The sequence below is a fragment of the Mesorhizobium escarrei genome (genome assembly GCF_935825525.1).
Taxonomy (GTDB): Bacteria; Pseudomonadota; Alphaproteobacteria; order Rhizobiales; family Rhizobiaceae; genus Mesorhizobium; species Mesorhizobium escarrei.
Genome location: NZ_CAKXZT010000121.1, coordinates 1 through 25672, shown reverse-complemented (window position 1 = coordinate 25672; position 25672 = coordinate 1). Strand labels below are relative to the sequence as shown.

At 62.9% G+C, this 25672-nt stretch carries 23 protein-coding genes and 3 pseudogenes; 7 read left to right on the top strand and 19 right to left on the bottom strand.

Annotated elements, in window-relative coordinates; all coding sequences use genetic code 11:
- Positions 1-106: 106 nt before the first annotated feature.
- A complete protein-coding gene (locus NMG80_RS12850; RefSeq protein ID WP_254018439.1) occupies positions 107-322 on the bottom strand; it encodes a type IV toxin-antitoxin system AbiEi family antitoxin domain-containing protein in 216 nt (71 codons plus the stop codon).
- A 1109-nt stretch (positions 323-1431) separates the two neighbouring features.
- Between NMG80_RS12850 and NMG80_RS12845 the strand changes: the two genes are divergently transcribed.
- The 5 genes and pseudogenes from NMG80_RS12845 to NMG80_RS12825 form a co-directional block, all read left to right on the top strand.
- On the top strand, positions 1432-1767 hold the full coding sequence (locus NMG80_RS12845; RefSeq protein ID WP_254018438.1) for a BRA0787 family protein: 336 nt from the start codon (positions 1432-1434) through the stop codon (positions 1765-1767).
- The gene (locus NMG80_RS12840; RefSeq protein WP_301943353.1) at positions 1767-2360 is read left to right on the top strand and encodes an FAD/NAD(P)-binding protein; all 594 of its coding nucleotides are present in this window, start codon (positions 1767-1769) and stop codon (positions 2358-2360) included. The genes NMG80_RS12845 and NMG80_RS12840 overlap by 1 nt, the downstream gene beginning before the upstream one ends.
- A gap of 825 nt (positions 2361-3185) precedes the next feature.
- Positions 3186-3488 carry a hypothetical protein gene (locus NMG80_RS12835; protein ID WP_254018436.1) on the top strand — a complete coding sequence of 101 codons (303 nt, stop codon included), beginning with the start codon at positions 3186-3188 and terminating at the stop codon, positions 3486-3488.
- A pseudogene (locus NMG80_RS12830) lies at positions 3488-3580 on the top strand (VapC toxin family PIN domain ribonuclease); the annotation flags it as partial. The gene NMG80_RS12835 and the pseudogene NMG80_RS12830, both read left to right, overlap by 1 nt.
- A pseudogene (locus NMG80_RS12825) lies at positions 3570-3779 on the top strand (site-specific integrase); the annotation flags it as partial. The pseudogenes NMG80_RS12830 and NMG80_RS12825, both read left to right, overlap by 11 nt.
- A 347-nt stretch (positions 3780-4126) precedes the next feature.
- Here the strand turns inward: NMG80_RS12825 and NMG80_RS12820 are convergent.
- From NMG80_RS12820 to NMG80_RS12735, 18 genes and pseudogenes are all read right to left on the bottom strand, one after another.
- On the bottom strand, positions 4127-4642 hold the full coding sequence (locus NMG80_RS12820; RefSeq protein ID WP_436798605.1) for a helix-turn-helix domain-containing protein: 516 nt from the start codon (positions 4640-4642) through the stop codon (positions 4127-4129).
- A gap of 143 nt (positions 4643-4785) precedes the next feature.
- The gene (locus tag NMG80_RS12815; RefSeq protein WP_254018600.1) at positions 4786-5832 is read right to left on the bottom strand and encodes a glutathione synthetase; all 1047 of its coding nucleotides are present in this window, start codon (positions 5830-5832) and stop codon (positions 4786-4788) included.
- A gap of 14 nt (positions 5833-5846) precedes the next feature.
- Positions 5847-7715: a flavohemoglobin expression-modulating QEGLA motif protein gene (locus NMG80_RS12810; protein ID WP_254018434.1), complete on the bottom strand. Its 1869-nt coding sequence runs from the start codon at positions 7713-7715 to the stop codon at positions 5847-5849.
- Positions 7712-8533, bottom strand: coding sequence for an N-formylglutamate amidohydrolase (locus NMG80_RS12805; protein ID WP_254018433.1), 822 nt, complete (start codon positions 8531-8533; stop codon positions 7712-7714). Before NMG80_RS12805 ends, NMG80_RS12810 begins: the two co-directional genes overlap by 4 nt.
- A 376-nt stretch (positions 8534-8909) precedes the next feature.
- Positions 8910-9629 (bottom strand): annotated as a pseudogene (locus tag NMG80_RS12800) (SDR family NAD(P)-dependent oxidoreductase); the annotation flags it as partial.
- A gap of 96 nt (positions 9630-9725) precedes the next feature.
- On the bottom strand, positions 9726-10691 hold the full coding sequence (locus NMG80_RS12795; protein ID WP_254018432.1) for a carbohydrate kinase family protein: 966 nt from the start codon (positions 10689-10691) through the stop codon (positions 9726-9728).
- Positions 10692-10711: 20 nt separating this feature from the next.
- Positions 10712-11698 carry an ABC transporter permease gene (locus tag NMG80_RS12790; RefSeq protein WP_254018431.1) on the bottom strand — a complete coding sequence of 329 codons (987 nt, stop codon included), beginning with the start codon at positions 11696-11698 and terminating at the stop codon, positions 10712-10714.
- Positions 11695-12726 (bottom strand): ABC transporter permease, encoded by a 1032-nt coding sequence (locus NMG80_RS12785; protein ID WP_254018430.1) that lies wholly within the window; start codon positions 12724-12726, stop codon positions 11695-11697. Before NMG80_RS12785 ends, NMG80_RS12790 begins: the two co-directional genes overlap by 4 nt.
- A complete protein-coding gene (locus NMG80_RS12780) occupies positions 12723-14216 on the bottom strand; it encodes a sugar ABC transporter ATP-binding protein (protein ID WP_254018429.1) in 1494 nt (497 codons plus the stop codon). Before NMG80_RS12780 ends, NMG80_RS12785 begins: the two co-directional genes overlap by 4 nt.
- Positions 14217-14316: 100 nt before the next feature.
- Positions 14317-15318, bottom strand: a complete 1002-nt coding sequence (locus NMG80_RS12775; RefSeq protein ID WP_254018428.1) for a sugar ABC transporter substrate-binding protein — start codon at positions 15316-15318, stop codon at positions 14317-14319.
- Between the two features lie 63 nt (positions 15319-15381).
- Positions 15382-16041, bottom strand: a complete 660-nt coding sequence (locus tag NMG80_RS12770) for an L-fuculose-phosphate aldolase (protein WP_254018427.1) — start codon at positions 16039-16041, stop codon at positions 15382-15384.
- A 27-nt stretch (positions 16042-16068) separates the two neighbouring features.
- The gene (locus NMG80_RS12765) at positions 16069-16845 is read right to left on the bottom strand and encodes an SDR family NAD(P)-dependent oxidoreductase (protein WP_254018426.1); all 777 of its coding nucleotides are present in this window, start codon (positions 16843-16845) and stop codon (positions 16069-16071) included.
- A 199-nt stretch (positions 16846-17044) separates the two neighbouring features.
- On the bottom strand, positions 17045-17899 hold the full coding sequence (locus NMG80_RS12760; RefSeq protein ID WP_254018425.1) for a GntR family transcriptional regulator: 855 nt from the start codon (positions 17897-17899) through the stop codon (positions 17045-17047).
- A 49-nt stretch (positions 17900-17948) separates the two neighbouring features.
- Entirely contained in the window at positions 17949-19184 is a 1236-nt protein-coding gene (locus NMG80_RS12755; RefSeq protein ID WP_436798604.1) for an MFS transporter, read from the bottom strand.
- Positions 19185-19189: 5 nt separating this feature from the next.
- Positions 19190-19642 (bottom strand): MaoC family dehydratase, encoded by a 453-nt coding sequence (locus NMG80_RS12750; protein WP_064983614.1) that lies wholly within the window; start codon positions 19640-19642, stop codon positions 19190-19192.
- Positions 19639-20079 (bottom strand): Zn-ribbon domain-containing OB-fold protein, encoded by a 441-nt coding sequence (locus tag NMG80_RS12745; protein WP_254018423.1) that lies wholly within the window; start codon positions 20077-20079, stop codon positions 19639-19641. The genes NMG80_RS12750 and NMG80_RS12745 overlap by 4 nt, the downstream gene beginning before the upstream one ends.
- Complete coding sequence (locus NMG80_RS12740; protein ID WP_254018422.1) at positions 20079-21230, bottom strand: thiolase family protein; 1152 nt, start codon at positions 21228-21230, stop codon at positions 20079-20081. The genes NMG80_RS12745 and NMG80_RS12740 overlap by 1 nt, the downstream gene beginning before the upstream one ends.
- On the bottom strand, positions 21227-23164 hold the full coding sequence (locus NMG80_RS12735; protein WP_254018421.1) for an acetoacetate--CoA ligase: 1938 nt from the start codon (positions 23162-23164) through the stop codon (positions 21227-21229). Before NMG80_RS12735 ends, NMG80_RS12740 begins: the two co-directional genes overlap by 4 nt.
- A gap of 132 nt (positions 23165-23296) precedes the next feature.
- Here NMG80_RS12735 and NMG80_RS12730 point away from each other — a divergent pair, with 132 nt between their 5' ends.
- Together NMG80_RS12730 and NMG80_RS12725 are read left to right on the top strand one after the other, a co-directional pair.
- A complete protein-coding gene (locus NMG80_RS12730) occupies positions 23297-24475 on the top strand; it encodes an acetyl-CoA C-acetyltransferase (protein ID WP_254018420.1) in 1179 nt (392 codons plus the stop codon).
- A gap of 99 nt (positions 24476-24574) precedes the next feature.
- Positions 24575-24757: a hypothetical protein gene (locus NMG80_RS12725; protein ID WP_254018419.1), complete on the top strand. Its 183-nt coding sequence runs from the start codon at positions 24575-24577 to the stop codon at positions 24755-24757.
- The last annotated feature ends 915 nt before the right edge of the window (positions 24758-25672 follow it).

The following is a 25672-nucleotide window of genomic DNA, read 5'->3' as shown; positions in this document are numbered from 1 at the left end:
TGCCCGTTCCAGAACACAAGCCCCGCCGCTTCTCCGCCAGCGTACCTAATCCTGCTCCGGCTCTCGTCAGCATCTTGTGCCCTGAAGAGCCGTTTGTATCGTGCCATCAAGCTGCTTTGGGAACGGCCGCGCGATAGCGTCCGTAACCTACCTTCACGAGCAACCCTTCCTCGCATATGCGGGCGAGGTAGCAACGAGGAACGCCGATGTCGGTCAGGTCTTTTGCCCGGACTTCACCCTTCTCAAGAGCGAACCGGACGGCGCGTTCCTTCAATGTCGGCTTCGGACCACCGGCAAGCCGGATCCCGCTCGGCGCGATCACGATCCCGCTTCCGAATCCTGATAGTGGGCTGTGGCGTAGTTTCGAAGGGAATCGGCAGCACGTAGTTCGCGGTTTCGTTCAGCCCGGGGAGCCACCGCCTTTTCGACGCCAGGGCGCGATATTGCACGCCAGCGTGCGATTCTTCCATGCGCTTCGATCCGCTTCGCTTCTGCTGGAATGGCTGGCAAACAGCAGAGAAGCCTATCGAAGTCAGAGGCAAGTTAGCGTAGCGCCCTGCCCTCGCCTAGGCCTGCAAGGCGCTCATCGCAGATTCGGCGGCGGCATCGTGAAAAGACATGCACACGACGGGTTGCGCCCCCAGATCGGTCATAGGCTTGCCGTCGAATGCGGAGCTTCAACTGGCCCCGTTGTCGAACGGAACGCCTCCAAAACGTCGATGAACGCGCAATCCTGGCGGAGCCGGTGGCCGGGAGTGGCAGGCTCTCCTGTCGCCCCAACGATCCATGAAATCTTTTGGCGGTGAAGCGCCGGATGGATCGGTGGGTGGCCGACCCTGGCATCGCCCGGTAACGTTGGTTCTGCTCCTTGAGGTGCGCAGCCGTGAAGCGCTGAATCTCAGCGGCCGCCAGCTCCAAAACGTCGACTCGCTTACTTCGGCGGTACTAAATTTGGTTTGCGTCGCGCCCGCATCGCCGTGACGGCCACGGGTCTCTCGGTGATGCCAAAACATGAATGTCTATAAAAATTGTAGACATTGTTGACTTCCTGCTCTCCGGAGTTATACTGATCAGGTGAATGCCTGAACGCCTACCACCCATTCGTGCTTGCATGAGCAGGAGGTGATGATGACGCAGACATTTCTAGGACTGGCTGCAGTGGATGTCTGGAGCCGACTCCGGATGTTCTTTTCGCGAGGCCGCGAAGCGGCGGCTGATACGTTCGCGCCGAGAGAAGACGTCCGACAAGGGGAAGAGCTTTTACGCCTGCCAGAGCGTGACGAGAGCTTCTACCTCTGCATGTACGGCCATTGGTAGGCCTTCTCCACTTTCGTTGATTTCAAGATCAGGACGGGCTGTTCGGCGGCAAGTTCCAGCGTTGTGAATCTCATGAGTTCGCTTGCGTTCGTTAGCAAATCACCGGAGGAATTGATGATGCGCTTGCTTCCCGCACTGCACGAAGGCCACGCACCGGTCTATCTGCATCAGGCTTTTTCGGACGCTCTCGACGCCTTCGACGATTGGGAACATGGCATGGGTGAGCCGCTGGTCGAATTCGAGGGCCTGTCGATCCCCATCAGCGCAGTTTTCGGGCGTATGCGAAGCTGTTCAGATCTGCTTCCGATTCGCATTCTGGAGGATGTCGCCGCGGTTGTCCCCGAAAGGCTTCTTGCCTCTGGCGAAGGACCATTGGCCTATGCTGACGCCGCGCGCGTGTTGCGGGCGCTTTGTGTCGAGCGTCTTCGGAATGCTGAGATCCCGCGGTGATGACGGTTGCCTACCGCGGAAGATGGAATTTAGCCGCCCCTGCGGTACCGACCAGGTCGATTGCAATCATAGGCGGCGGTGCAAGCGGAGTGCTGATGGCGGCGCATCTCCTGCGAAGCGGTAACGCCGGCCTTGAGATCACCATCATAGAAAAGCGGGCTTCACTCGGGCGAGGTCTCGCCTATTCGACCGACCTCCCGGAGCACGTTCTCAACGTCCGGGCGGCCAACATGAGCGCCTTTGCCGATGATCCCGACCATTTCGCGCGCTGGCTGAAGGCACGCAACATTCCCATCGATGATCCGACCACGTATTTTGCTCCACGTCGGCTCTATGGCGAACATCTTGGAGAGTTGCTGACCGAGCCTCGGCAGAAGGGTGGTCCGCGCTTGCGGATCGTCGATGAGGAATGCGTCGAGCTGTTTCAGCGCAACGGTTATCTAGAGCTGCGCCTCGCCAACGGATCCAGCATCGTCGCGCAGCAATGCATCCTGGCCACAGGTCACGACGTACAGCGAACCGCGGCGGGTCGCTGCTTGCACCCTCGAAAGAGCAGCAATCCGCCTTGCCCGGACCGGCCGATCGCGTCCTGATCCTTGGCACCGGTCTCAGCATGGTCGATACCTGCCTCTCGCTGCTGCTTCGAGGACATATCGGCGAGATTGTCGCCGTTTCACGCAGAGGCCTGCTCCCGGCGGTGCACAAAAAGACCAGCCCCATCGTAGTTCAAGACATACCGCTCAACCAGAGTCTGCCGGAGTTCGTCCGCTGGTTCCGGGACCTCGTGCGTTCGACCGTGGCTCGCGGTGGCGGCTGGCGTGACGTCGTGGATGGCTTGCGCCCACACAATCAGGCGATCTGGCGGGCCTGGCCGGATGCTTCGAGACGACAGTTCTTCAGGCATCTGAAGGCGTGGCGGGACATCCACCGGCATCGAATGGCGCCCGAGGTAAGCGGGCGGCTCTCCAAGGCGACCGCAAATGGTCAGTCGTCGACAATCTTCGGGGTCCACTTCGGCTTCTGCCGACGCGGGGCTCGCTTGCGCGGCGGCAGTCTCCCACTTCGGTCCCCATAGAAATCGAAGTAGTCGACGTCGCCGCCGTCTGGCTCAGGAAAGGGATGTATCTTAGCGGACATGCCGCCATTTTCGATCTAAACGTGAGTTTCTTCAATGGGATAGCCTGCCTTCTTAACTTCGGAAGCCGGATACTGCATCGAACTAGCGACGGCAGCGGCGCCCACCTGGACGGCTACCGCGTAGTCCAGATACGTGCACTCTTCGGTCCAATCGCATTCTGGCGTAGTATTCGAGGCGGCGGTTGGCAGCTTGGGTGGTCCTCGACAAAGGCGGCCCTCACCCCGCCTTGTAGATTCTGGGCGTTCTGGTTATATTACCGGTTATACCCCCGGAGGCCCCTATGAGCAAGAGTCCTCAACGACGCGCTATCGACAACTATCGTGTCCGCCTGACTGAACGCGGGATGGTGCGTTTCGAGGTGATCGGCCGCGACACCGACCGTGAACTGATTCGCTCGGTTGCCCGGCGCTTGGCCGAGGGGGGCGCTGACGCCGACCGGCTCCGCAACGCCGTTAGCCAGACGATCTCGGGTGAGCGAGCAAAGAAGGGCGGCATCCTCAAGGCATTGCTCGCATCGCCGCTGATCGGCTCCGAACTCGACCTTACCCGTCCCCACGAGGAAGGACGTAAGGTCGACATTTGATGCGCTATCTTCTCGACACCAACATCATCAGCAATTTCACGAAACCTGCCCCTTCGCCGTCTCTCGTCGCCTGGATGGCTCACATGGAAGACCCTGGCTGGCAAAGCTGGCCTTTCGAAGGAAATCCGAGATCGGTTGCAGAACCATACGCTCCAAGATGTCAGTTCCAAGAGCTATGACCGATGGAACTACATGCCTGAAAAACGGGCAGCCATGGCCAAATGGGATAAGTTCGTCCGCGAATTGTTGGCGAAAAAGAAGCGCAAGACCCTACTGGAGGAAGCCGCGTGAGTGTTCGATAGCAGCCCTCATGCTGTCTCGCGTTCGGCCGGCTCGGGTCAGCCAACTCATCAGCTGGAGCGCCCCTCCAAATTTTCTCGATTAGAGGATTGTCGATCCCGAGGCCCTACTAATGGATGCTTGGGATTATCGAACAGGAAAGGCGGAGGTTCATCGTCGCGACAGAAAATCTGGGGGTCAGGAGTTCGAATCTCGTCGGGCGCGCCGTTCCAATTGATTTCCCTGCACTTTTTTGGCACATCAGGCGAGTCGGTCCCGGCTTGATTTTTGGAATTCAGCCGGTTTTTCAGCCGGTTTTGGAACGACGGCGGCAATCGGCGCCAAAATCGCACTATGGACTAAGCTCTATATTTGGAACGGCACAGTCTGTGTGGAGCGACAGCCGATTCGCTGGCGGGACTACCCTGCCGGCTCAAGCGTTTGCGTTCGGTCGGCGCGGGTTCTCCGGCCTTCGCGCTGTCCTGGTCTGCGGCGATGACTGCCAGTTCGTCCCCCAATGCGGAGATCAAGGCCGCCACGCGGCTGCGCACCCGTGGAGGAAGCTGCATCAGTCCCTCAATCAGACGCCGGCCTTCCGCGCTGGCAATAAAATCGATGCGCTTGTCGACCGGCAGAGGCGGAGCCTCGCCGATGGTCTCGTTGCCCGGCAGGCCTTCGAAAAAGCGGCTAACAGGAACGCCAAGCGACCGTGCGATCTCGTAGAGCATGGACGCGCTCACACGGTTTCTCGCGTTCTCGTATTTCTGGAGCTGCTGGAAGCTGATGCCTATGGATCGTGCAAGCTGAGCTTGCGATACGTCCGACTGGACGCGAACGATCGCAATCTGCCTGCCGACATTCATGGCGCTGCTCAAGGCTGCCCTTCACGCGAAGGATTGAGTCGCCACACAACAGGAGCTTCGCGACAACCTCAGACCGTTCGGCCACTTGCTCCGAGCCAATCAGCCGTCCGCGACTTTCGCGCCAGCTGGTCTGATGGCCGACTTGCCTGCGTTCCTCAGAGCGTCGCCATCCGCGAATTCGGCATGGTCGCTCCGTAGGCTTGTCGCAGCGTCCGTTTCTCCTCCAGCGCAACGATGACGCTTATGGCAAAATCCGTCTTGTACATGACGGCGAGCCGTGTCAGCCCGCCTGGTGTGAAGACGTTGATCTCCAGAAGTTTGTCGCCCACTATGTCAAGGCCAACCAGAAACATACCGTCGCTGATCAACTTGGGGCGCACCATCTCGGCAATGCCCAACATCGTGCCCGTTACCTTAACCTTGCGGGCTGTTCCGGCGGCATGGATATTGGACCGGACGTCGCCCTTGGCCGGAACTCGGCGAAAGGCTGCGTAGCTGCCGTCGCGCGTCAGCGGCAGGCCGTTCATCAGGAAAAGACGTACGTCACCCGCCTTAGCCTCCGGAATATATGCCTGCGCAATGAGATAACCGTCACCGCTGGCTGCCTCGAAAATCTGGTTAAGGTTGGAATCGGTAGGCGTCGCAATATGAAAGACGTTCTTGCCACCCGACCCTTGGAGTGGTTTGACGATGCAGCCCTTCGAGTGTTTGTCGATGAACGCGCGGATCTCCGTGATACTGCGCGATATCAGGGTCGCCGGCCTAACCGCCTCGGGAAAAGACTGAAGGTAGAGCTTGTTCTGTGCCTGCCCTAGACTGTCCGGATCGTTGACGACAATCACGCCGCATTCCGCTGCTAGCCGCCCGAACATAACGCCTGCATTGGCAGCCCATGGACGATCGGTGGCGTCCAGCGACGGGTCGTTGCGCAGAAACAAGATATCAATATCGCTTATCGCGACGGTCTTTTTCTGCCTCGCGGCATCCTTCAGGGCAGCATGCAGCTTGTCGGACGTCTTGTAGGGAGAATCCGGCAGAACCACTACGCTGGCAGCCAGATCGTTATCCGGACGCAGTATGAAGTCGCCTGGTTCAACATAGACAACAGAATGGCCGCGCTGGACTGCAGCCAGCGCCAGCGCTGTCGTCGTGTAGCCAGGCGTCTCGCTCTCAATCGAATTGACGAAGAATGCAATGCGCATTGAGGAGGCTCCGGTCAAGTTTCAACCATATCGATCGGATCGATCCCCGCCATCGCTTTCTTGAGGCGCGGACGCGCTGCGTCGGAAGAGAGAAACGCAGGTTCGAGACGTGGCGCTCGCAGCAGGCCACGCGCGTGGAGTTCCTGGATCGCGCCGAAATGTGCGGCGGAGATCTTGCCGGTCCAGAAGGGGGTGAGACTGCCGCCGTTCTTCAGATGATCGAGAATTTGCCCCAGGCCGCGCAGATAGATAGCGTCTTTTGCAAGCCCACCGCCTCGATAGACACGCAGAACGACGTTGAAGGCGCTGCGATGGTCGAGACCGAACTCCCTTTGGAGAATGCGGAAGGCTTCCTCGAAGGTTGCGCAGTCAAGCATCGCCTGACATGCGATGACCCTGGCCGCGATCAGCCTCAAGCGCGCTGCGGTCATGCCGCCGACAAGATATTCCGCCAGCACGGCCAGCCCCTCCTGCATCCCCTCGTAGCCGGCGAGTCCGTTTCGGAAGATGGCGAGCCCCTGAGCATCACCGTTGAAATAGGTCAGCAGATGAACACCGATCTCGTGACTAAGCAGTGCAGTCAGACGCTCCGATGGAAGTCTAGTATCGCGCGAAACCAGCAGTCGGTTTCGAGAGACTAGGAGGCCCGCCGGCAGGTCGCCGCGGATTTCCACGGAAGCATTGAATTCGGGGTAGGCCGCCCGGTATTTGGCGATCATCTCTCGCGCGGCCGCGGCAATGGCGTCAGCACCGAGACCCTCCTGCCGGGCCGCCGAAGCAACTGGCGGCGCCTTTTCGAGAATGGTGCGTGCCCTTGCCGCAAGGCTTGGCTCAACGCCGCCATAGAGTGCTCGTCCGAGTTCGACGAAGCGGGGCGTTTCGCGTGCCGCAAGCATCGCCAACTGGAGATCGAGTTCCTGCTGCTTTTCGGAGAGCAGTTTGGTCAGCAGCGGATCTTCCAGATAATCGAGCGAGATCGAATAGAGCTTCCGCTTCTGGGCGGCGACCTCAAACTCGAGCGGCCTGTAGAGCAGTGCGGGCACACGCTCGAAGACACCGGCCTGGAATTCCAGCCAGGCTGGTTCGGCATTGATCGGTGTGACGGCAAGCAGAAAATCGAAGGTCGATGCAACGTTGTCGATCGCCCGATCAGCGCGGACGACTGCGTCGATATAGGCGCGGCGCCCCAGTGAACGGTGGGTTGCCGGGTGTTCCAGCTTTGATGCCTTCAGGAAGGCACTGACGGCCTGAAGCGCGGAATCGACCATGTTGGCGACGACGAGGTCTTGGAGCTCAGGGTAGACGCGCTTGGTGCCCGGCACCCGGTAGATCGGTGCGAAGCGTACCGTCAGGCACGCCGCATCACCGAGTTCATTCCAGAGCCGTGCTTCAGCGCGTGCCGTGGGGTTGAGTTCGTCCACCCGCGGCGTGCGGTATTTTGCTTCGCGTGCGGACGCAGCGGTGGCGAAGCTCTTGAGTGCAGCCTTCTCCGCCGCCGTGTTGCCGCAGGCCAGCGCAATCTCGAAAGGCGGCAGGAACGGTACATCCTCCGTCAGGAACCGGTCTTCCGCCAACTCGCCGATGTCCAGCACGAGGAACGCGCCGCAGTGATCGCGCATCATTCGCGCCACCAGCCGCGCGACCTCGCCGGCGAGGCCAATGTCTACTGCAATTAGATAGGACGCGTTGGCGGAGACGGCATGGAATGCCGCGTCCTGGTGCGACCCAACATGGACACATAGAAAGGGCAGCGGCCGATCCAAGTGCAAACGGTTGCCGTTGCCAAACTCGCGGCGGATCGGCTTGCCGTGCTGAAAAAGCGCGCCCAAGTCCGATTCGATATGCGCCAACGGAGGCGCGGGCTCAACGAGCTTGGGCTTCATTGCATGCCCCGCAGTGCCGACTCCAGGACCGGTATCGTTGAAGCCAGCATGGCGCGCAGCCGTTCGATTGCTCCCCAGTCGGGCTCGCCGCTCCATTCGTCCATGAAAATCTTCTTGAACTCTACCGCGATGGCACACCCGGTTTCTGGAAAGTTGGCATGAACGAAACGAGTCTGTTCGCCCTTGCCCTGGAAGGAAACATTCTCGCGCACGTCGAGCGGTCCGCCGTTGAAATGATGGCCGCGGAGCGTCTCGATGAAAGCGTCGACTACAGGCGCCCAGCGCTGGCGGTCCATAGAAGATGTACCAATGTTGATGTCCGGCGCGACTTCGCGAGACGTAGGCATAGCCTCCGGCCCGTCGCGCCGGTGATTATAGCTATGGACGTCGACAAGAACGAACCTGCCATAACGCTTCTCGATGTTGGCGAGGACATGGTTCAGCTCACTGTAGAAGGCGTCGTGAAACGAGAGAGACTCCTCTACGATTTCCTCGGCCGGCTGCCCTTGCCAGACTTCCAGCCCCCAGCACTGGTCGGGCGACCGGTAGACCGCAGCCTCACGCGCGCGATTCAGATCTACTTGGAAGCGAGATCGATGAACGATGATTTGGGTAGGAAAATCCGCGATAAAGCGCTCGGTGAACGGGTCCTCTTCTCGAAGCCGGTCAGGATCAGAGAGACGCATGAAGGATCGACAAGACCTGCCCACGTCGGTGCCGCTGTGGATTGCTGTACCTACGATAGGAGACTCTCCGAGCCTGACGGTCCAGCCTGCCGATGATCCGCCCGCGTCGTTGTTGGAAGCCGTCTTGTTCATAGTCCATCGAAATGCGCGGAGAAAGCGGACGGTTCCGTTTCATCGAACAAGCGTTCGTTAGTTCCGCCCTGAATCAGCAGGCGGCGCCGTCTACTTGCGACCAGTCGCCAGTCGCTTCAGTGCGCCTACCCCCTCGGAACTGGCGGTGCGCGCGGACTTTTTGTGTTGGTGGTCTGGCGCGGGTCAATCGGCGGCTGCATCAAGTGGTATGTGATCCTATGTGCCGAAAGCTGATAGTCCGCTGACCGGGCGCGACCTGTCGTTGGGCGGTCGCGAAGGAAAGAGTAGTGAAGCGGACTCAGGTTTCGTGTCCCTTTGGGACGTCGTCCCAAGATACCTTGTGTCGAACTGGTCCCAGAGGCCAAGGCGAAGACCATCATCGAGCCAATGGTCGAGCCGTAGGCTCACAAGGGCGGCTCCAAAGCTCAAACCATCGAAAGACCCCTACGAAGGTCAGTGGTAGTAGATCCCGCCGTCGACGTTGAGCGACTGTCCGGTGACGAAAGCCGACAGGTCCGAAGCGAAGAACAGCACCGGCCCGACGACGTCCTCCGGCGCGCCGAGACGCTTTAGCGCCGACATCTTCCCAATGGTGGATGGCCGCCTCGCTGCCGAGATTGTTCTTGCCCATTTCGGTCAGGATGATGCCGGGGCAGATGGCGTTGACGGTGACGCCGTCCATGCCGACTTCCTGCGCCAGAACCCGCGTCAGCGTGATCACTGTCGCTTTCGTTGCCGCGTAATGGCCTTGCGTCGGCACGCCTTGCCGCCCGGCGATGGAAGCGATGTTGATGACCCGGCCCGATCGCTTGGCGCGCATATGCGGCAGCACGGCCTGGCACATCATCAGCACACCCTTGGCATTGACATTGAAATGCGCGTCCCAGCTGGCCTCGTCGAGGTCCTGGAGCAGGCTCGGCTTCAGGATGCCGGCATTGTTGACCAGAACGTCGATGCTGCCGGCCGCCTCGAGCAGCGCGTCGACCGTTGCCTCGATGTCGTGCTTCTTGCTGACATCCATCGTGTAAACATAGGCCTTGCGGCCCGCCAGCTCGATCTCGCCTCTGGTCACGTCGAGCTCGGCGGCCTGCGATCGGAGATCGGTGACTGCGACATCGAAGCCGGCCTCGGCAAGCCCCTTGGCGAGCGACCTGCCCGAGTGCCGTCTTGCCCTTCGCTTCGGGAAGAGTGGTCATGCCGCTTGCACCTTTGAAGTCTTGACCGGCAGCGAATTCATCGCCGCGATCGTGTCGTCGAATGAAACGAGTTTGCCGTCGGAGCCAAGGCCCATCGCCACCTTGGCGGCGACGGCTGTCGCGAAGCGCGCCGACTGCTTGAGATCCCAGCCCTTGACGATGCCGACGATGATGCCGGCGGTGAAGGAATCGCCGCAGCCGGTGGTGTCGAAGACTTCGACGTCGAAGGCCGGCAGATGGAAATCCTCGCCATGCTGCGGCGAGACATGGACGCCGTCGGCGCCAAGCGTAAGGATGCAGTTCTTCACGCCCCTCGCCTTGAAGAAGGCGGCGACGCGCGCCGGATCGCGGTCATGCGCCATCTCGCCGGCCTCGTCGATGCTCGGCACGAAATAGTCGATATAGGGCAGGCACGGCTCGACCAGCCGCCACGTTTCGGGTGTCGCCTGGATAAGGTCGAAGGTGGTGGTGCGGCCAAGCTCCTTGGCGCGCTTCAACAGCTTGACCGTCGGCTCACCATCAAAACGCTTCAACAGGCCGGTGCCGCCGACATGAACGACTGTCGCATCCAAGGCAGCGTCGAGATCGGCATCAGCGACTTCGAACAAAGTGGCTGTTCCCGGCACATGCAATGCCGGCCGCTCGCCATTGGCCCGCACTGGCAGGATGGTGGAGGAGGTCTGGACGCTGCCGTCGCGGCGCACGAGGCCGCACTCCAGCCCACACTTCCTGAGCTTGGCGAGGAACCAGTCGCCCATATCGTCGGTCCCGAGCGTGGTGACGGCCCTGGTCTTCAGCCCGAGGATGGCGCAGTCCATGCCGGTCGCACCGGCCGTTCCGGCAACCGTCATGCGGATCTCCTCGATATAGTCGGCGCGGCCGCCTTCCGGGATGCGCGACACCGGCCGTCCCAGGATGTCGAGGACGTAGAAGCCGATCGAACTGACGTCGAATCGTGGCATGGTTGGCTGACCTTTCGAACTCAATGGGTGGCGCGGCGCAGGCCGAAGCTCACGGCCAGCACCAGGAAGACCAGCACGCCGATGCCGACTTGCTGCCAGTAGAAATTCCAGCCGACGAGCAGCAGCCCGTTCTTGACGATGGCGAGCAAGAGGACACCGAGCAGCGTGCCGATCACCGAGGGCTTGCGTTCGCGGCTGAGCGTCGTGCCAATGAAGGTGGCGCCGATCGCGTCGAGCAGGAAGGCGTTGCCGGACAGCGGCACGTAGGACTTCACCGTCGCCGACAGCAGGATGCCGGTGACGCCGGCGAGCAGCGCGCACAGCACATGCACCATCGACAGTTCGCGCGGCACGCGGATGCCGGAATACCAGGCGACGCCCGGCTGTGCGCCCATCGCCTGCACGTAGCGGCCGAAGACGGAGCGGTGCAGCAGGACGTGGACCGCGATGGCCAAGATGACCAGCACGATCACCGGTGTCGGCACGCCGAACAAGGCGGTGCGGGCAATGGCTTTGAACTGGTCGCTGGCATAGCCGCTGGTGAGGTAGATCGGCTGGCCGCCGCTGGTGGCAAGCTGCTGCGTGCTTTGGCCGATGAACAGCACGCCAAGCGTCGCCAGGAACGGGCTGATGTTGAGCCTGGTGATGAGGATCGCGTTGAGGATGCCGACGATGAGCGCTGCACCGAGCCCGCCACCGACGCCGACCACGCCGCTGTAGCCGGCGGCGAGCAGCATGACGAAGACCATGCTGGCCATGTCGACGGACACGCCGACCGAAAGATCGATGCCGCCGGACGAGATGACGATGGTGAGGCCAAGCGCCACGATCGCCAGCATGACGACGTTGTTGACCAGCACGTTGAACAGGTTCGCCGGCGTCAGGAAGGTCGGGCTCGCCACGGCGAAGAAAATGACGATCGCGGCAAAAGCGATGAGCACGCTGTATTTGGCGAGGAATGCGCGCAGGCTCACCTTGGCGGTGTTGGGGTTGGCAGAGACGCTCATCGTGAACTCTCCGAGCCGCGGGCAAAGGATGTGATGGCCACCACCAGCAGGATCAGCGCGCCCTGCACGCCGTTGACCCAGTAGCTGGAAACGTTGAGCAGCTGGAAGCCGTTGGCGAGCAGGCCGATAAACAGCACGCTGAGCAGAGTGCCGCCCATGGTCGGCACGAAGCGGCGGGAAAAGACCGTGCCGAGCAAGGCCGCCGCCAGCACCGACAGAAGCAGTTCGCCGGAACCGGGCGTGCTGGCCGAGAGCCGCGACACGGTGAGGATGCTCGCCACCGCCGCGCAGAAGCCGCTCAGCACATAGGTGAAGGAAACATAGAACGGAACGCTGAGGCCGGCCGCGCGTGCAGCTTCCGGGTGGCCGCCGACCGCGTAGAGCCGCAACCCGAACGCCGTGCCATGGATAATGGCGATGATGGTCGCGGAGAAGACGATCAGCGCCCAGGCGAGCGCGGAGATGCCGAGGAAGCTCCCAGAGACCAGGAAGGCGAGCAGCGGGGAGGATGCGCCGACAACCGTGTTCTGGGTGAGCGTGAGTTCCATGCCGGCCGCGACGTTGAGCACGGCAAGCGTCGCCAGCAGCGGCAGGATGCCGAGACCGACCACGGCAAGGGCGTTCAGTGCGCCAACCGCCATGCCGACGGTGATGGCCGCGAGCACCGACAGGAAGTCGCCATACCCCATCGACAGCAGCGTTGCGTAGACGGCGGCGCACAGGCCCATATTGGCGGCGATCGACAGGTCGATACCGCCCTCGGTGACATCGGAGCCGCCGCCGATGATGACGGAAGTCATGCCATAGGCGAGCACGCCCAGGATCGCCGACTGCTCGACGACGTTGATGAGGTTGAAGGTCGAGGTGAAGCCCGGCGCGAAGACGACGAAATAGGCCATGATCGCGGCAAAGGCGGCAATCGCACCGAGCCGCACGACGAGGGTGGCGAAGCGCCGGCCAGCACTTTTGCCGGTGGCACGGGCTTCGTCGGACGCGCCGGCTTCGGCGTGGAGAATTGTCGCGCTCATGCCGCCACCCCGTCAGCGTTCGAGCGGGCGCCTGAAGAGGCCGCGAGCAGTGCGTCGCTGTTGATCGACGGGCCGGAGAAGGTGCCGGCAAGCCGGCCGCGATAGACGACCAGCACCCGGTCGCAGACGCCGACCAGTTCGAGCAGGTCGGACGACAGAAGCAGGATCGCCGCGCCCTCGCCCGCCAGCCGGTTCAACAGATTGTAGATCTCGACCTTGGCGCCGACGTCGACGGCTACCGTCGGCTCGTCCAGAACATAGACACGCGACTGGCAGCTCAGCCATTTGGCGATCGCCACCTTTTGCTGGTTGCCGCCGGAGAGCTCGCGCACCAAGGCGTCGCGATGCGGCGTCTTGATCGACAGCTCCTTGATCAGGCCGTCGACCGCCTGGTTCTCGCTGCCGCGACTGACCAGACCGCTCTTCGAATAGCGGCGCAGGCTGGCGAGTGAAATATTCTCGCGTACCGACAGGCCGAGCGCCACGCCATGCGCGCGGCGATCCTCGGGCAGCATGGCGATGCCGTCGCGCACCGCCTTGACCGGCGTCGACAGCGCGAGCTGCTTGCCCTCGACCTTGATGGAACCGCCATCGGCGGTCTTGAGGCCGAACAGGCACTGCACGATTTCCTTGGCGCCGGATCCGAGCAGGCCGGTGAGGCCGACGATCTCGCCGGCGCGAACGTTGAAGCCAATGTTTTCGAAACCGCCACCGAGGCGCAGATTGGTGACTTCGAGCACCGGCGCGCCTGGTGTAACCGAACGCTTGGGAAACATCTCGCCAACATCGCGGGCGATCATCATCGAGATGATCTCATCGATCGATGTCTCGCGCGGGTCGACCGTGCCGACATCGGTGCCGTTGCGCATCACCGTGACGCGGTCGCAGAGCTTCTCGATCTCCTGCATGTAGTGGGAAATGAAGACCACGGCGATGCCGTCGTCGCGCAGCCGGCGCAGCACGTCGAACAGGCTGTCCGCCTCGCGCTTGACTAGCGCCGCCGTTGGCTCGTCGAGTACCAGCACGGACGCTTTCTGCGCCAGCGCCCGTGTGATCTGCACCACCTTCTGCTGTGCCGTGGTCAGGTCCTTGACCAAAGTTCCCGCCGGCAATTCCATGCCGAAGAACCGCTGCAACAAATCGGCTGCCTTGCGCTCCATGGCGCGGCGGTTGACGAACGGCCTGAACCCGATTTCGTGGCCGAGGAACACCGCCTCGCCGACGGTTGCGGTCGGCACGAGCAGCCTGTCCTGGTGGATGAAATGCACGCCGAGCTTCTCGACCGATGCCGGCGAAAGCGAGGGAACGGTCTCGCCATTGATGACGATGGTGCCGCTGTCCGGCCGGATGATGCCGGCCAGCACCTTGATGATCGTCGACTTGCCCGCGCCGTTCTGGCCGACGAGGCCGAGGATCGAGCCGCGCTCAATCTCAAGGCTCGCGTTCTCCAGTGCACGCACCGGACCGAACCGCTTCGATATATCGCTCATTGATACAGCAATTTCACGCTTTGCTGCCTGCATGGCCGTCAATCCTGGTTGATGGTGGCGGGCAGCCGTAAAGGTCTGGCTGCCCGCCAATACGCTCAGCCTATTTAACGCCACCCTTTTCAGCCGCGTCGAGGAACGGTTTTCCCTTTTCGGCGGCATTTACCTTGTTGATCAGCACCGCAGGCACGAAAGTGAAGGGCGCCACCTTCTGGCCGGCAAGATATCTGGCGGTATTGTCAACCGATGTCTTGCCGATCTCATAGGGCTGCTGCGCTGCCACGGCGCCGGCCGACGATTTCGGATCCATCACCATCTTGATGACTTCGGGGCTGCCGTCGATGCCATAGGTCTTGACCTCATTGCGGCCGGCGGCCTCGACAGCTTGCGTGGCGCCGATCTGCGGCACGTCCCAGCAGGCCCATACCGCGCCGATCGAGCCCTTCTCGGGTGACTTGGTCAGCATGTCGGTCACGTTGGAATAGGCGCTCTGGACCGTGTTCGGAATGACGTCGCGCAGCTCCGGCTCGACGATCTTCACATCCGGGAACGAGGTCAGCACATATTTCAACTGGTCGTAGCGGATCTTGCAGACCGGCACGCTGTAGAAGCCATTGAAGACCAGCACATTGCCCTTGCCGCCCATGTCGGCGACCATCTGCAGGGCGATCTCGGCGCCGATATTGTAGTTATTCGAGGTGGTGTTGTTGATGGCGTGCGGCGTGGCTGTGTCAACGGTGAACAGCGGGATGCCGGCATCGCGGATCTTCTGCAGCCACGGGTTCAGCACTTCGAGGTTGCCGAGCTGCTCGATGATGGCATCGGGCTTCTGGGCGATCAGCGTTTGCAGCTGCGCGATCTGCTGCTGGTCCTTGCGGCCGGCGTCGAGCGCGATGACTTCGCCGCCCAGCTCCTTCACACGGTCCTGGATGCCGCGAAACGCCATCAGGTCCCAATAATGGTCGGTGCCGATGGCGGATACGCCGATGCGCTTGCCCTTGAGCGACAGCTCCTCGGCGGTAGCGCCTGAAACGACGGCGACGCCGCAAGCTGCCGCCAACCCCAAAGCGAGCGCCTTCACCATCCCCTTCATTGTTCTGGTCATTGTCGATTTCCTCCCTTGTTGATCGCTTCAGGGCCATCCTGAAGGATTTCTCCCGGCCGTCGCTCAGGCGGCCTCCTCCTTGTCGCGAAGGCCGTAGCTGGCCATGCGCTTGATGACGTTTTCGATCTCCTCCTCGGACAGGATCGGCGGTTCGCCGAGCTGCAGGCAGCCGTGATACTGGCGCGCCAGCGTTTCCACCTCGACCGCCAGCCACATCGCCTGGCTGAGGTTGGAGCCGACCGCGATCATGCCGTGCTGTGCGAGCAGGCAGGCCTTGCGGTCGCGCAGCGCCTCCACCGCATACGCCGAGAGCTCTGCCGTGCCGAAGGTGGCGTAAGGGGCGCAGCGAATATCGCTGCCGCCGGCGACCGCGACCATGTAGTGGATCGCCGGTATCTTCCTGCCCATGATGGCGATGGTCGTGCAGTAGGTCGGATGCGCGTGGACAACCGCGTTGACCTCGGGCCGCGCCTTCATGATGTCGAGATGGAAACGCCATTCGCTCGACGGCGGCAGGCGCCCATCAACCTCGCCGTCCCATGCCATGAAAACGATGTCCTCGGGCACCAGCGTCTCGTAAGGCGTGCTGGTCGGCGAGATCAGCATGCCCTCGCCATGGCGCCGGCTGACATTGCCCGACGTGCCCTGGTTGATGCCCAGCGCGTTCATCTCGAGGCAGGCGTCGATGATTGCCTGGCGTGCCTCTAGGTCCGAAACGGTCATGCGATAATTCCAATCCTTGCTCGGCCCTCACCAGGCCGTGTAGCCGCCATCGATCGACAGGATCGCGCCGGTGACGTAGCTCGACGCCGGCGAGGCGAGAAACAGGATCGCCGAAGCGATCTCCCGCGGCTCGCCGAGCCGGCCCATAGGCGTCATGTCGATCCAGGTGTTAAAGAGTTCTGGCCGCTCGCGCATTTTCAGCGTCATCTCGGTGCCGACATAGCCCGGCGCCAAAGCATTGACGCGAACGCCCGATTTCGCCCACTCGACGGCGAGCGCCTTGGTCATCATGTGCACGGCGCCTTTGCTCACCATGTAGGAGGGCGCGGTCTGCGGACGGTTGATGATCAGGCCCGACATCGAGCCGAGATTGACGATCGAGCCCTTCTTGCGGGCGACCATGGAGCGGCCGAAGGCGCGCGAGGCCCAGTAGACGCCGTTGACGTTGACATCCATCACCTGGCGCCATTCCTCGTCTGATGTGTCGAGCGCGGTGTTGAGGCGGGCGATGCCGGCGCTGTTGACCAATATGTCGACCTGGCCGAGGTCGCTGACGATCTTGGCGGCCATTGCCTCGACGGCACGCGGATCGGTGACGTCGAGCGCACGGCCATCGACGCTTGCGACACCGGCGGCCGTGAGCGCCTCGGCGGCTGCATCCAGGCCGCTCGCATTCACGTCGAGCAGGACGATGCGCGCGCCGCAGGTGCCGAGCGCCTTGGCGGCCTCCAGACCGATGCCGCTGGCGCCGCCAGTGACGACGGCAACCTCGCCCGTCAGGTCGAATTGCGACCGGTAGTCCATGCAAATCCTCCATCAGGGCCAAGCTTGAGCGCGGGCGAAATCTTCCTCTCGCCGCCAAGGCGGCGTCGCAAGCCGATCGATCATGATAATGCCTTAGGGGTCAGGCTCCTCCCGACCCATTGCAAGGACGTTACAGAAGCTTCCCGGGTCCGTCAATCTGGTTATAACCAGAAAACGGGATCTTTTTTGACTGATAAACTCAGGTGCGATCGACACCGTTTACCGTCGCCGACGGCTGCTCGACCGCCATATGGATGCGGGCGACGGAGGAGTTGTAGAAGGCCTCGTAATATTCGAGCGCCGCACCGTCCGAATCATAGGCGATCGACTCGATTTCGATCAGCGGCGTGTTGGCGGCAACGCCCATCTGCTCCGCCTCTTCCTTGGTGGGCAATGCCGCCCGCAACCAACGGTCCGCGCGCTCCACCGTCAGGCCGAACACTGCGCGGATGGTGCCGAAGATCGACTGGTTTTCCGACAGGATGTTTTCGAGACCGGGGACCCGGTGCCCCGGCAGGCTGATGCGTGTCATGGTGATCGGCGAGCCGTCGGTCATGTAGACGCGGCTGATGCGAACCACGCTGCCATTGGCGGGAATGCCGAAGACCTTGGACTCCTTCTCGCTCGGCGGGCAGCGGTAGATTTCCAGCGTGCGTGTCGAGACCTTGTGGCCCTTCGCCGTCAGGTCGTCGAACACACCGAGATTGGCGGTCATGAAGTCGACATGCTCGCGCGGCGCGGCGACGAACATACCCTTGCGCGGCATCTTGATGATGCGCCCTTCGCTGGACAGCGAACCGATCGCGGCGCGCACGACCGGGCGCGAGACGCCGAAGAAGTCGCACAGCGCCTGCTCCGACGGTATGCGCGAATTGGCGGCCAGCAGGCCGGTGTTGATGGCTTCCTCAACCTGGTTGCGCAATTGGACCCAGAGCGGCGCTGCTTCGTCGCGATTGAGCTCGACCTTGGAGCCGATCGAGCGGAACGCCTCGGCGGCTCCGGCATCTTCCTGGTCGTAGCGAGGACGCCCGCGCTTTCTGGTCGTTTGTTCCATTCAGCCCGCCGCAAATCATTGCCGCGACTCAAAGCGGCAGCGTCCTTCCCTAGCGGAGGCCGCCGGCCATATTCACGCTCTCCGGCAAGTTTCGCAACCACAGCATGGCCATAGCCCCGAGAAACGGGCCGGGAACGAGCAGCAGGAAGGCCCAGCGCCAGCCGCCGATGAGGTCGGCAAAGCGCGGGGTCAGCCAGATGGCCAGCACCGTCAGCGCGAAGCCGGCGCCGAGCTGCACCGACAGCGCCGTGCCGACGAAGCGACGGTCGGCGAGCTCGGTGACGGCAGCTGAAAACTGCGCGGAATCGCCGATCACCGAAATGCCCCAGACGATGGCAACCAGCATGAACAGCCAGAGCGGCCCGGTGAACAGGAAGCCCATGAGAAGTGCGCAGCTTCCCGAGACGATCATCATGCCGGCTGTGGTCGCTGTTCGGCCGATGCGGTCCGACAGATAGCCTCCGAGAAGGCAGCCGAGGATGCCGGACGCAACGACGAAGAAGGTCGACAGCGACGCAGCTGCCGCCGTTCCGACGGCCTGCGCCTCGAAAGCGGCACGCGTATAGGCAAGCAGCCACGCCCACATGGCATAGAGTTCCCACATGTGGCCGAGATAGCCGAGATTGGCGAGCAGCAGCGGCTTTTCGCGAAACACCTGGCCGATGCGTGACGGCTCGAACACCGCCTTGCCGAATGGATAGGGCCCTTCCCTGGCAAACAGCAGGAACAGCAGCGCGCCGATCACCGTCGCCAGGCTGGCGGCGGCAACCACCGGCCGCCAGTCGAGCGCGCTCAAGGCGGCGCGGAAGAGATGCGGCAGTGCCGAGCCAATCGTCAGCGCGCCGATGATCGCGCCGAGAGCCAGCCCTCTGTCGCGCGTGAACCAGGTTGCGACCAGCTTCAGCGCGGGCGGATAGACGCCGGCAAGCGCGGCGCCGGTGACGATGCGCGCGACAATGGCGCCGCCTGGGCCGGGATGAAACAGCAGGCTTGCATTGGCGAGCGCGGCAACCAGTGCGGCGGCGGCCATCAGACGGCTGAGCCGCACCAGGTCGGGAAGGTTGACCAGGCTCGCCGCCAGCGCGCCGATCACGAAACCGACCTGGACGCCGTTGGTCAGCCAGGCCTCGGCCCCGGCGGTGAGCGACAGCTCCTGCTTCAACTCGGGCAGGATGGCGGTTGCCGAAAACCAGGTGGTCAGCGACAGAACGACAGCCAGACAAAGCAGCGACAGCACACGCCAGCGTTCGCTGTCGGCCGCCACGCCAGGACGGCTGTCGTCCATCGCGATCATGCGCCTTGCAGCGGAACGGTGAACACCGTGGCCGTGCCAGTGAGACAAAGCTCGCCCTGGCCGTTGCGCACTGATGTCTCGATCTTGCAGATCGGTTTGTCGGGGCGCACCTCCTTGACCTCGACGCGTCCGGTGATCTCCTCGTCAACGCCGACCGCCTTGACGAACTTCCAGGCGACTTCGAGGAACACGGTTCCAGGTCCCGGCAGGTCCTCGGCGACCAGCGCATTGAGGATTCCTGACGTGACGCCGCCCTGGACGATCAGCTTGCCGAACACCGATCTCTCGGCCAGCGCGCGGTCATAGTGCAGCGGATTGCGGTCGCCGGTGATGTCGGTGAAGGCTTCGATGTCGCTGGCGCGCGTGCGGCGCGTGCGCTCGGCGAAGGCGCCGACTTGCGGGCGGCCCTTCACCACGCCTGCCCAGCCGTCTTTTGTCTCTGTGCTCATTGCGGCTTCTCCTCTGTTGCGGTTTCGACTGATTTGAAGGCTGGCAGGACGCGACCGCCGATCGCCGTCGGTGCGAGCATCAGCGCGTCTCCTACGTGCGGTGGCCGAGCACCAGGCAGGATGAAGCTCAGCATGGTCGGGCCTTCGGCCAGTTCGACCAGGCCGACCACGTAAGGTGCCGCCGGCAGCCAGCCGGGATGGCCCGGCTTGTGCACTTGTGAGAAGGATTTCAGCCTGCCCCTCCCGGATGCATCCCGCCACGCAAGGCGCGTGCTCCAGCAATGCGGGCAGATCGACCGCGGGTAGAACACGGCCTTGTCGCAGTCCTCGCAGTGCTGGATCTTCAGCCGTCCTTGCGCCGCCGCATCCCAGAATGGCTGGGTCAACGCAGTGATCGTCGGAGCCGGGGTCTTCAAGGCGTTGAGATCGACGGACATCAGGCGGCTCCCAGCACGAGCGCGGTCGCCTCGCTCATCGTCGCGCCATTGCCGGTGACCAGCGCGAGGTCGGCCCTGCCGATCTGGCGTTCGCCCGCCTCGCCGCGCAATTGACGCACCGCTTCGACGACATGCGTCATGCCGCCGGCAAGGTCGGGCTGGCCGAAGCCGAGCTGCCCGCCATGGGTGTTCAACGGCTTGTCGCCGTTGTGAGAAAGGTCGTGGTCGCGCAGCCACGCGCCGAACTGGCCGGGCGCGCAGAGGCCGGCATCCTCGATCGTCGTGGCGACCATGATCGTGTAGCAGTCGTAGAGCGACAGGAGATCCATCTCGTCGGCCTGGGTGCCGGACTGCGCGAAGGCCCGCGCCATGGCGCTCTTCAGCGGACCGGAGGTGAGGCTGGGCGCCTGGCTGACCGCGCGATGCGTGACCTTCTCGCCGGCCCCGAGCAGATGCACGGATCTTTTGGGCAGCGAGCGCGCGCGTTCGGCCGAGGTGACGATAACAGCCTCGCCGCCGGCGACCGGCATGACGATTTCATAGAGATGCAGCGGCGAGACGATCATCGGCGAGGCCAACACCATCTCCACATCTGCCGGCTTGCCGAAGAAGATGGCGTCGGGGTTGAGCTGTGCGTTGGCCCGCGCCGCCGCGGCAATCAGCGCGAAATCCCGCGCGGTTGAACCATACTCCGCCATATGCGCCCGCATCAGCAGCGCGTAGGAGATGTTGGCGCCCGAGGCGCCGAACGGCACGTCGAACTCGCGGATCGGGTTGCGGTTGGGCGAGCGCGGCGCTGCCTCCTCGCGGTTGTTGGCGAGCACGCACAGCATTGTCTCGCACATGCCGGCCTCGATTGCCGCCGCCGCACGCCAGACCATGCCGGCGCCGGACGCGCCACCGAGGTCGACGACATTGGCCACGGTCGGCGCCAGCCCGAGATACTCAGCGATGGTCGCCGGGACATGCTGCGGCGTCTCGCCGACCTGGGGCCCGACCAGCAGCCCGTCGATCGCAGCCGGCTCCAACCCGGCATCGAATACGGCCAGACGCGAGACCTCGGCGATCATTTCCAGCGTCGTCACACCGCTGCTCAGACGCTGCGGCTTCAATTCGCCGATGCCGACGATCACTCCCTTGGCCCGGCTCATGCCGCCTTGCTCCTGTCGAGCGCGCGGTATTCCTCGAGGCACGCGGGATTGGCAAGCGAAGCGATATTTTTCACCGGCTTGCCCTCAAGTGTCGTTCGCGCCGCGCCTTCGACCCTCTTGCCGTTGAGCGTGTAGGGAATAGCCTGCACGAGATGAATGCGATGCGGCACATGCCGCGGCGATGCGCCTTCGCGGATGGCGCGGCGGATCTGCGCGGCGAACTCAGGCGTCAGCTCAAAACCGTCATTCAGCTTGACGCAAAGCACGATCTCCTCGTCGCCTTCGACCGGCGCGCCGAACACCAGGCAATCCTCGATCTCGGCGAAGCTCTCGCAGGCGGCATAGATTTCGGCCGTGCCGATGCGCACGCCACCGGGCTTCAGCGTCGTGTCCGATCGGCCATGGATGATCCCTGACCCATGCGCAGTCATCTCGGCGACATCGCCATGCGTCCAGATTTCACGCCGCGCCGCAAAATAAGTAGCGTGGTAGCGCGCGTCGCCGTCCTTGCCGCAGAAGGTCAGAGGCATGGACGGGAAAGGTTCGGTGCAGACGAGGTCGCCCTGCCGGCCGATGACCGGAGCATTGCGCTCGTCCATGACAGCCACCGCGAGGCCCAGCCCTTTGACGGTCAATTCGCCACGGCGAACGGCATGGATCGGCGAACCGAGCAGGAAACAGCCGATGATCTCGGTGCCGCCCGAGATCGAGGCAAAGATCATTTCCGGCTTCACATGCTCATAGACCCAGTCGAACTGGCTGGGAGAGACCGGCGCGCCGGCCGAGAGCAGGGAGCGCAGTGAAGACAGGTCGTGAAGCCGTCCCGGCGCGTAGCCTTCGGCGGCCAGCGTCGCCAGATATTTCGGGCTGGTGCCGAAATGGGTGACGCGTGCACGCTGCGCCATTTTCCAGAGCGGACTGGGGTCGAGGCCATCAGCTGTCTTCAGGATCGGCGCGCCGTCATAGAGCACAACCGCCGCGCCGCAGGCGAGGCCCGAGAGCAGCCAATGGTACATCATCCAGGCCGTATTGGTGTACCAGCTCATCACGTCGCCGGGGCGAACGTCGCCATGCAGCAGATGCTCCTTCAGGTGTTGGAGCAGCACGCCGCCCGTGCGATGGACGATTGCCTTCGGCGCACCAGTGGTGCCCGAGGTGTAGAGCACATAGGCCGGATGATCGAAGGGCATGCGTTCGAAGGCCAACGGAGCGTCTGCGCCGAAATCCTCGAAAGCGACAGCAGCCGGCATGGCGGGTTTATCGTCACCTGTCAGCACCAGCGTGGTCACAGTCGGCATCGCCGCGACGATCTCGGCCAACCGATCCGCAATGTCGTGCTCCTTGCCCGCATAGCGGTAGCAGGGTGCTGCGAACAGCACCTTGACGCCGATCTGGCCGAGGCGGTCGACGATCGCCGCGGCGCCGAAATCGGGTGAGCAGGACGACCAGATGGCGCCGATCGACAGCGCCGCCAAAAGCGCCACGAGACCTTCGACACGGTTGGGCAGGATGCCGCCGACGCTGTCGCCCCTGACCACGCCCGCCGCCCGCAGGCCTTGCGCGGTGCTGGCGACGAGCCGGCGCAGTTCGCCAAGGGTTAAGGTGCGGAAGTGGCCGCCCTCGTCGGCCTCGATGACCGCGATCTGACCATCGTCGCCACGCAGCAGGTTTTCCGCGAGATTGAGCGATGCATCCGGGAAGAACCGGCTCTGCGTCATCGGCGCCTGATCGTCGCGCAGGAGAGCAATCGCGCCGGGATCGCCGATCACGCCGCCAAAATCCCACACCGCCCGCCAGAACGCGCCGGGGTCACTGACCGACCAGCGATGCAGCGTCTCGTAGTCGCGCGGGTCGAAGCCGTTGGTCAGGCAAAAGCGCGCAAGATTGGACGATTGGAACGCGGCTGGCGCCGGCGTCCACAGCACGGATGGCATGGATTTCCTCCCGGCATGCAGGCCGGCGCGAGGCCGTCATCTTGTCTGCATGTTGCTTTCATATTATTGGTTATAACCAGAATGTCAAGCGACGAACACAGCCTGTGCGCCGCGCAAATGGAGGACCGGAAATTGAAGGATGCGGTGTATATCGTCGCGGCCAAACGCACGCCGATCGGCAAGCTGAACGGCGCGCTCGCCAGTCTCTCGGCGGCGGAACTGGGCGGGCAACTCATTCAGGCTATGCTTGCCGAAACCGGGCTTGCGCCTGATGCCGTCAGCGAGGTGATCATGGGCCAGGTGCTGACCGGCGGCGCCGGGCAGAACCCGGCAAGGCAGGCATCGCTCAAGGCTGGCCTGCCGGTCGGCGTGCCGGCGATGATCGTGAACAAGGTGTGCGGTGCCGGCCAGAAGGCTATCCATCTTGCGGCGCAGGCCATTCGCTGCGGTGACGCCGACTGTGTGATCGCCGGCGGGCAGGACTCGATGACATCGGCGCCGCATTTCATGTCGGGCGTTCGCGGCGGCGTGCGCATGGGCGACCGAAGCGTCAAGGATTCGATGATCACCGACGGGCTGTGGGACGCCTTCCATCAGGTCCATATGGGCGTCACGGTCGAGTCCCTAGCGCAGCGCTACCAGATCACGCGTGGTGAGCAGGACTGCTTCGCGCTGCGCTCGCAGGAGAAAGCCGACGCTGCCATTCGATCGGCAAGGTTCGACGACGAGATTGTCCCTGTCTCGATCAAGACCGGGCAAAGCGATGTCGTCGTTGATCGCGACGAGCATCCAAACCCCTCGACCACCCTCGAAGGACTTGCCCGGCTGAAGCCGGTTTTCGACCCGGCGGGGACAATCACGGCCGGCAACTCCTCCGGCCTCAATGATGGTGCTGCCGCCGTGCTGGTAATGTCGGAAACGCGGATGAACGAGCTCGGGCTAAAGCCCCTCGCACGCATCGCGTCCTATGCTTCGGCGGGGGTCGAGCCGATGGACATGGGGCTGGGGCCTGTCGCGGCCTCACGCCTTGCGCTGGCGAAGGCCGGCTGGCAGCCATCCGAGCTCGACGTCATGGAGATCAATGAGGCCTTCGCCGCGCAGGCCATCGCGGTCAATCGTGAGATGGGCTGGAACGAGGAGATCATCAACATCAGCGGCGGCGCCATCGCGCTCGGCCATCCGCTGGCCGGATCAGGCTGCCGCATCGTGGTGACGCTGCTCCACGAGATGACGAGGCGCAAGACCCGCAAGGGCTTGGCCTCGCTCTGCATCGGCGGCGGCCAGGGCGTGGCGATCTGCTTGGAGCGATGAGGCTGAACCTCTGCGCAGTTTTACCCTGAGAGAACTGGGCATGGTCTTGGCCACGCCGCCCACTGATGTCATGATCCGACGAACGGCAGCTTTGGGTCAATGGCAAAGCTCAACTCTACGACCGACTTGCGGCGCAAAGCTGCTATTCCCAGAGCGTTGCGCCAAGACCTGTCTGCCGTTGAAGCGCGGGCAGCCGACGAGAACGCAGTGACGCTCGATGCAACGCGTCCGATCGCCGACATTGTCGCCGATGCCGTTAGCCTGTTCGAGGCGAATTCATAAGCAGGGTCGCCGGCGCGGGTCTCGCCTCAGGGTGCGAGATTAGATCTGCGACATCAGTTCCGCCGGAAAATAGTCATTGTCGGCATCGCGCATGGCGGCGAGGCTGCGATTGTCCAGCACCTCGCCTGTTGGGCGACCGCGAAAGAAAGAGTCGTGAAAGGGTCAGACGTTGTGATGGGGCGACCCCGGCACAAGACGCCGTTGAGCTCCACACTGCACGCTTATGCGACTTTGACCCTATATTGATCAGCGATCTTGCCCCTGGACATCCATTCCGAAACGGCACAACGCGCCACTTGCGGACACTGGGCGGCGATGCACCGTACGTCTTGATCGGGCCTGCCGACCCATGTCTGCCATAGCAAGCGACTTTGTCTCGGGCCGAGAGCGGACCGGCAAGCCTTGTCATCGTGACCTATGGCTCCCATATCGGGGCACTGGATCCAAGCCGCCGTTCGATCTGATCAGATGGATGACCTAGCCCATCTAGCAGAAGCACGCCTGCGTTCTCGCGACGTTGTCGTGTCGGGGACATGCCAATGTGCGGGCATACGACGTCCGTTTCTGTTCGTAAGGAGCCCGCGAGAGTTCGCAGCCTTCGATCCGGAACGATGGGGACCTTCGTCTATCCTCAGGGCTCGGTTGATCACGCCGTTACCGCCCGGTTGCGGGCAACGATTTCGTCGTGCGTCAGCTTACGGCCCTAAAGAGCATCGCGTGCGCACGGCGTTGTCATGCCCCAAGCTTCCATCAAATTCACTATAGCAATAATCGAGCGCAATAGCGCAACTTGCGCCGTCTGCTCATTGCAGGACCACGCGGGGCAGAGCCAGCCTCGTTAGTGGCCGCTCAATAGAGATTCCGGCCGTATATTGTGGATTTCTTGGCGAAAGTGACCTGCCACCGGATTTTCAT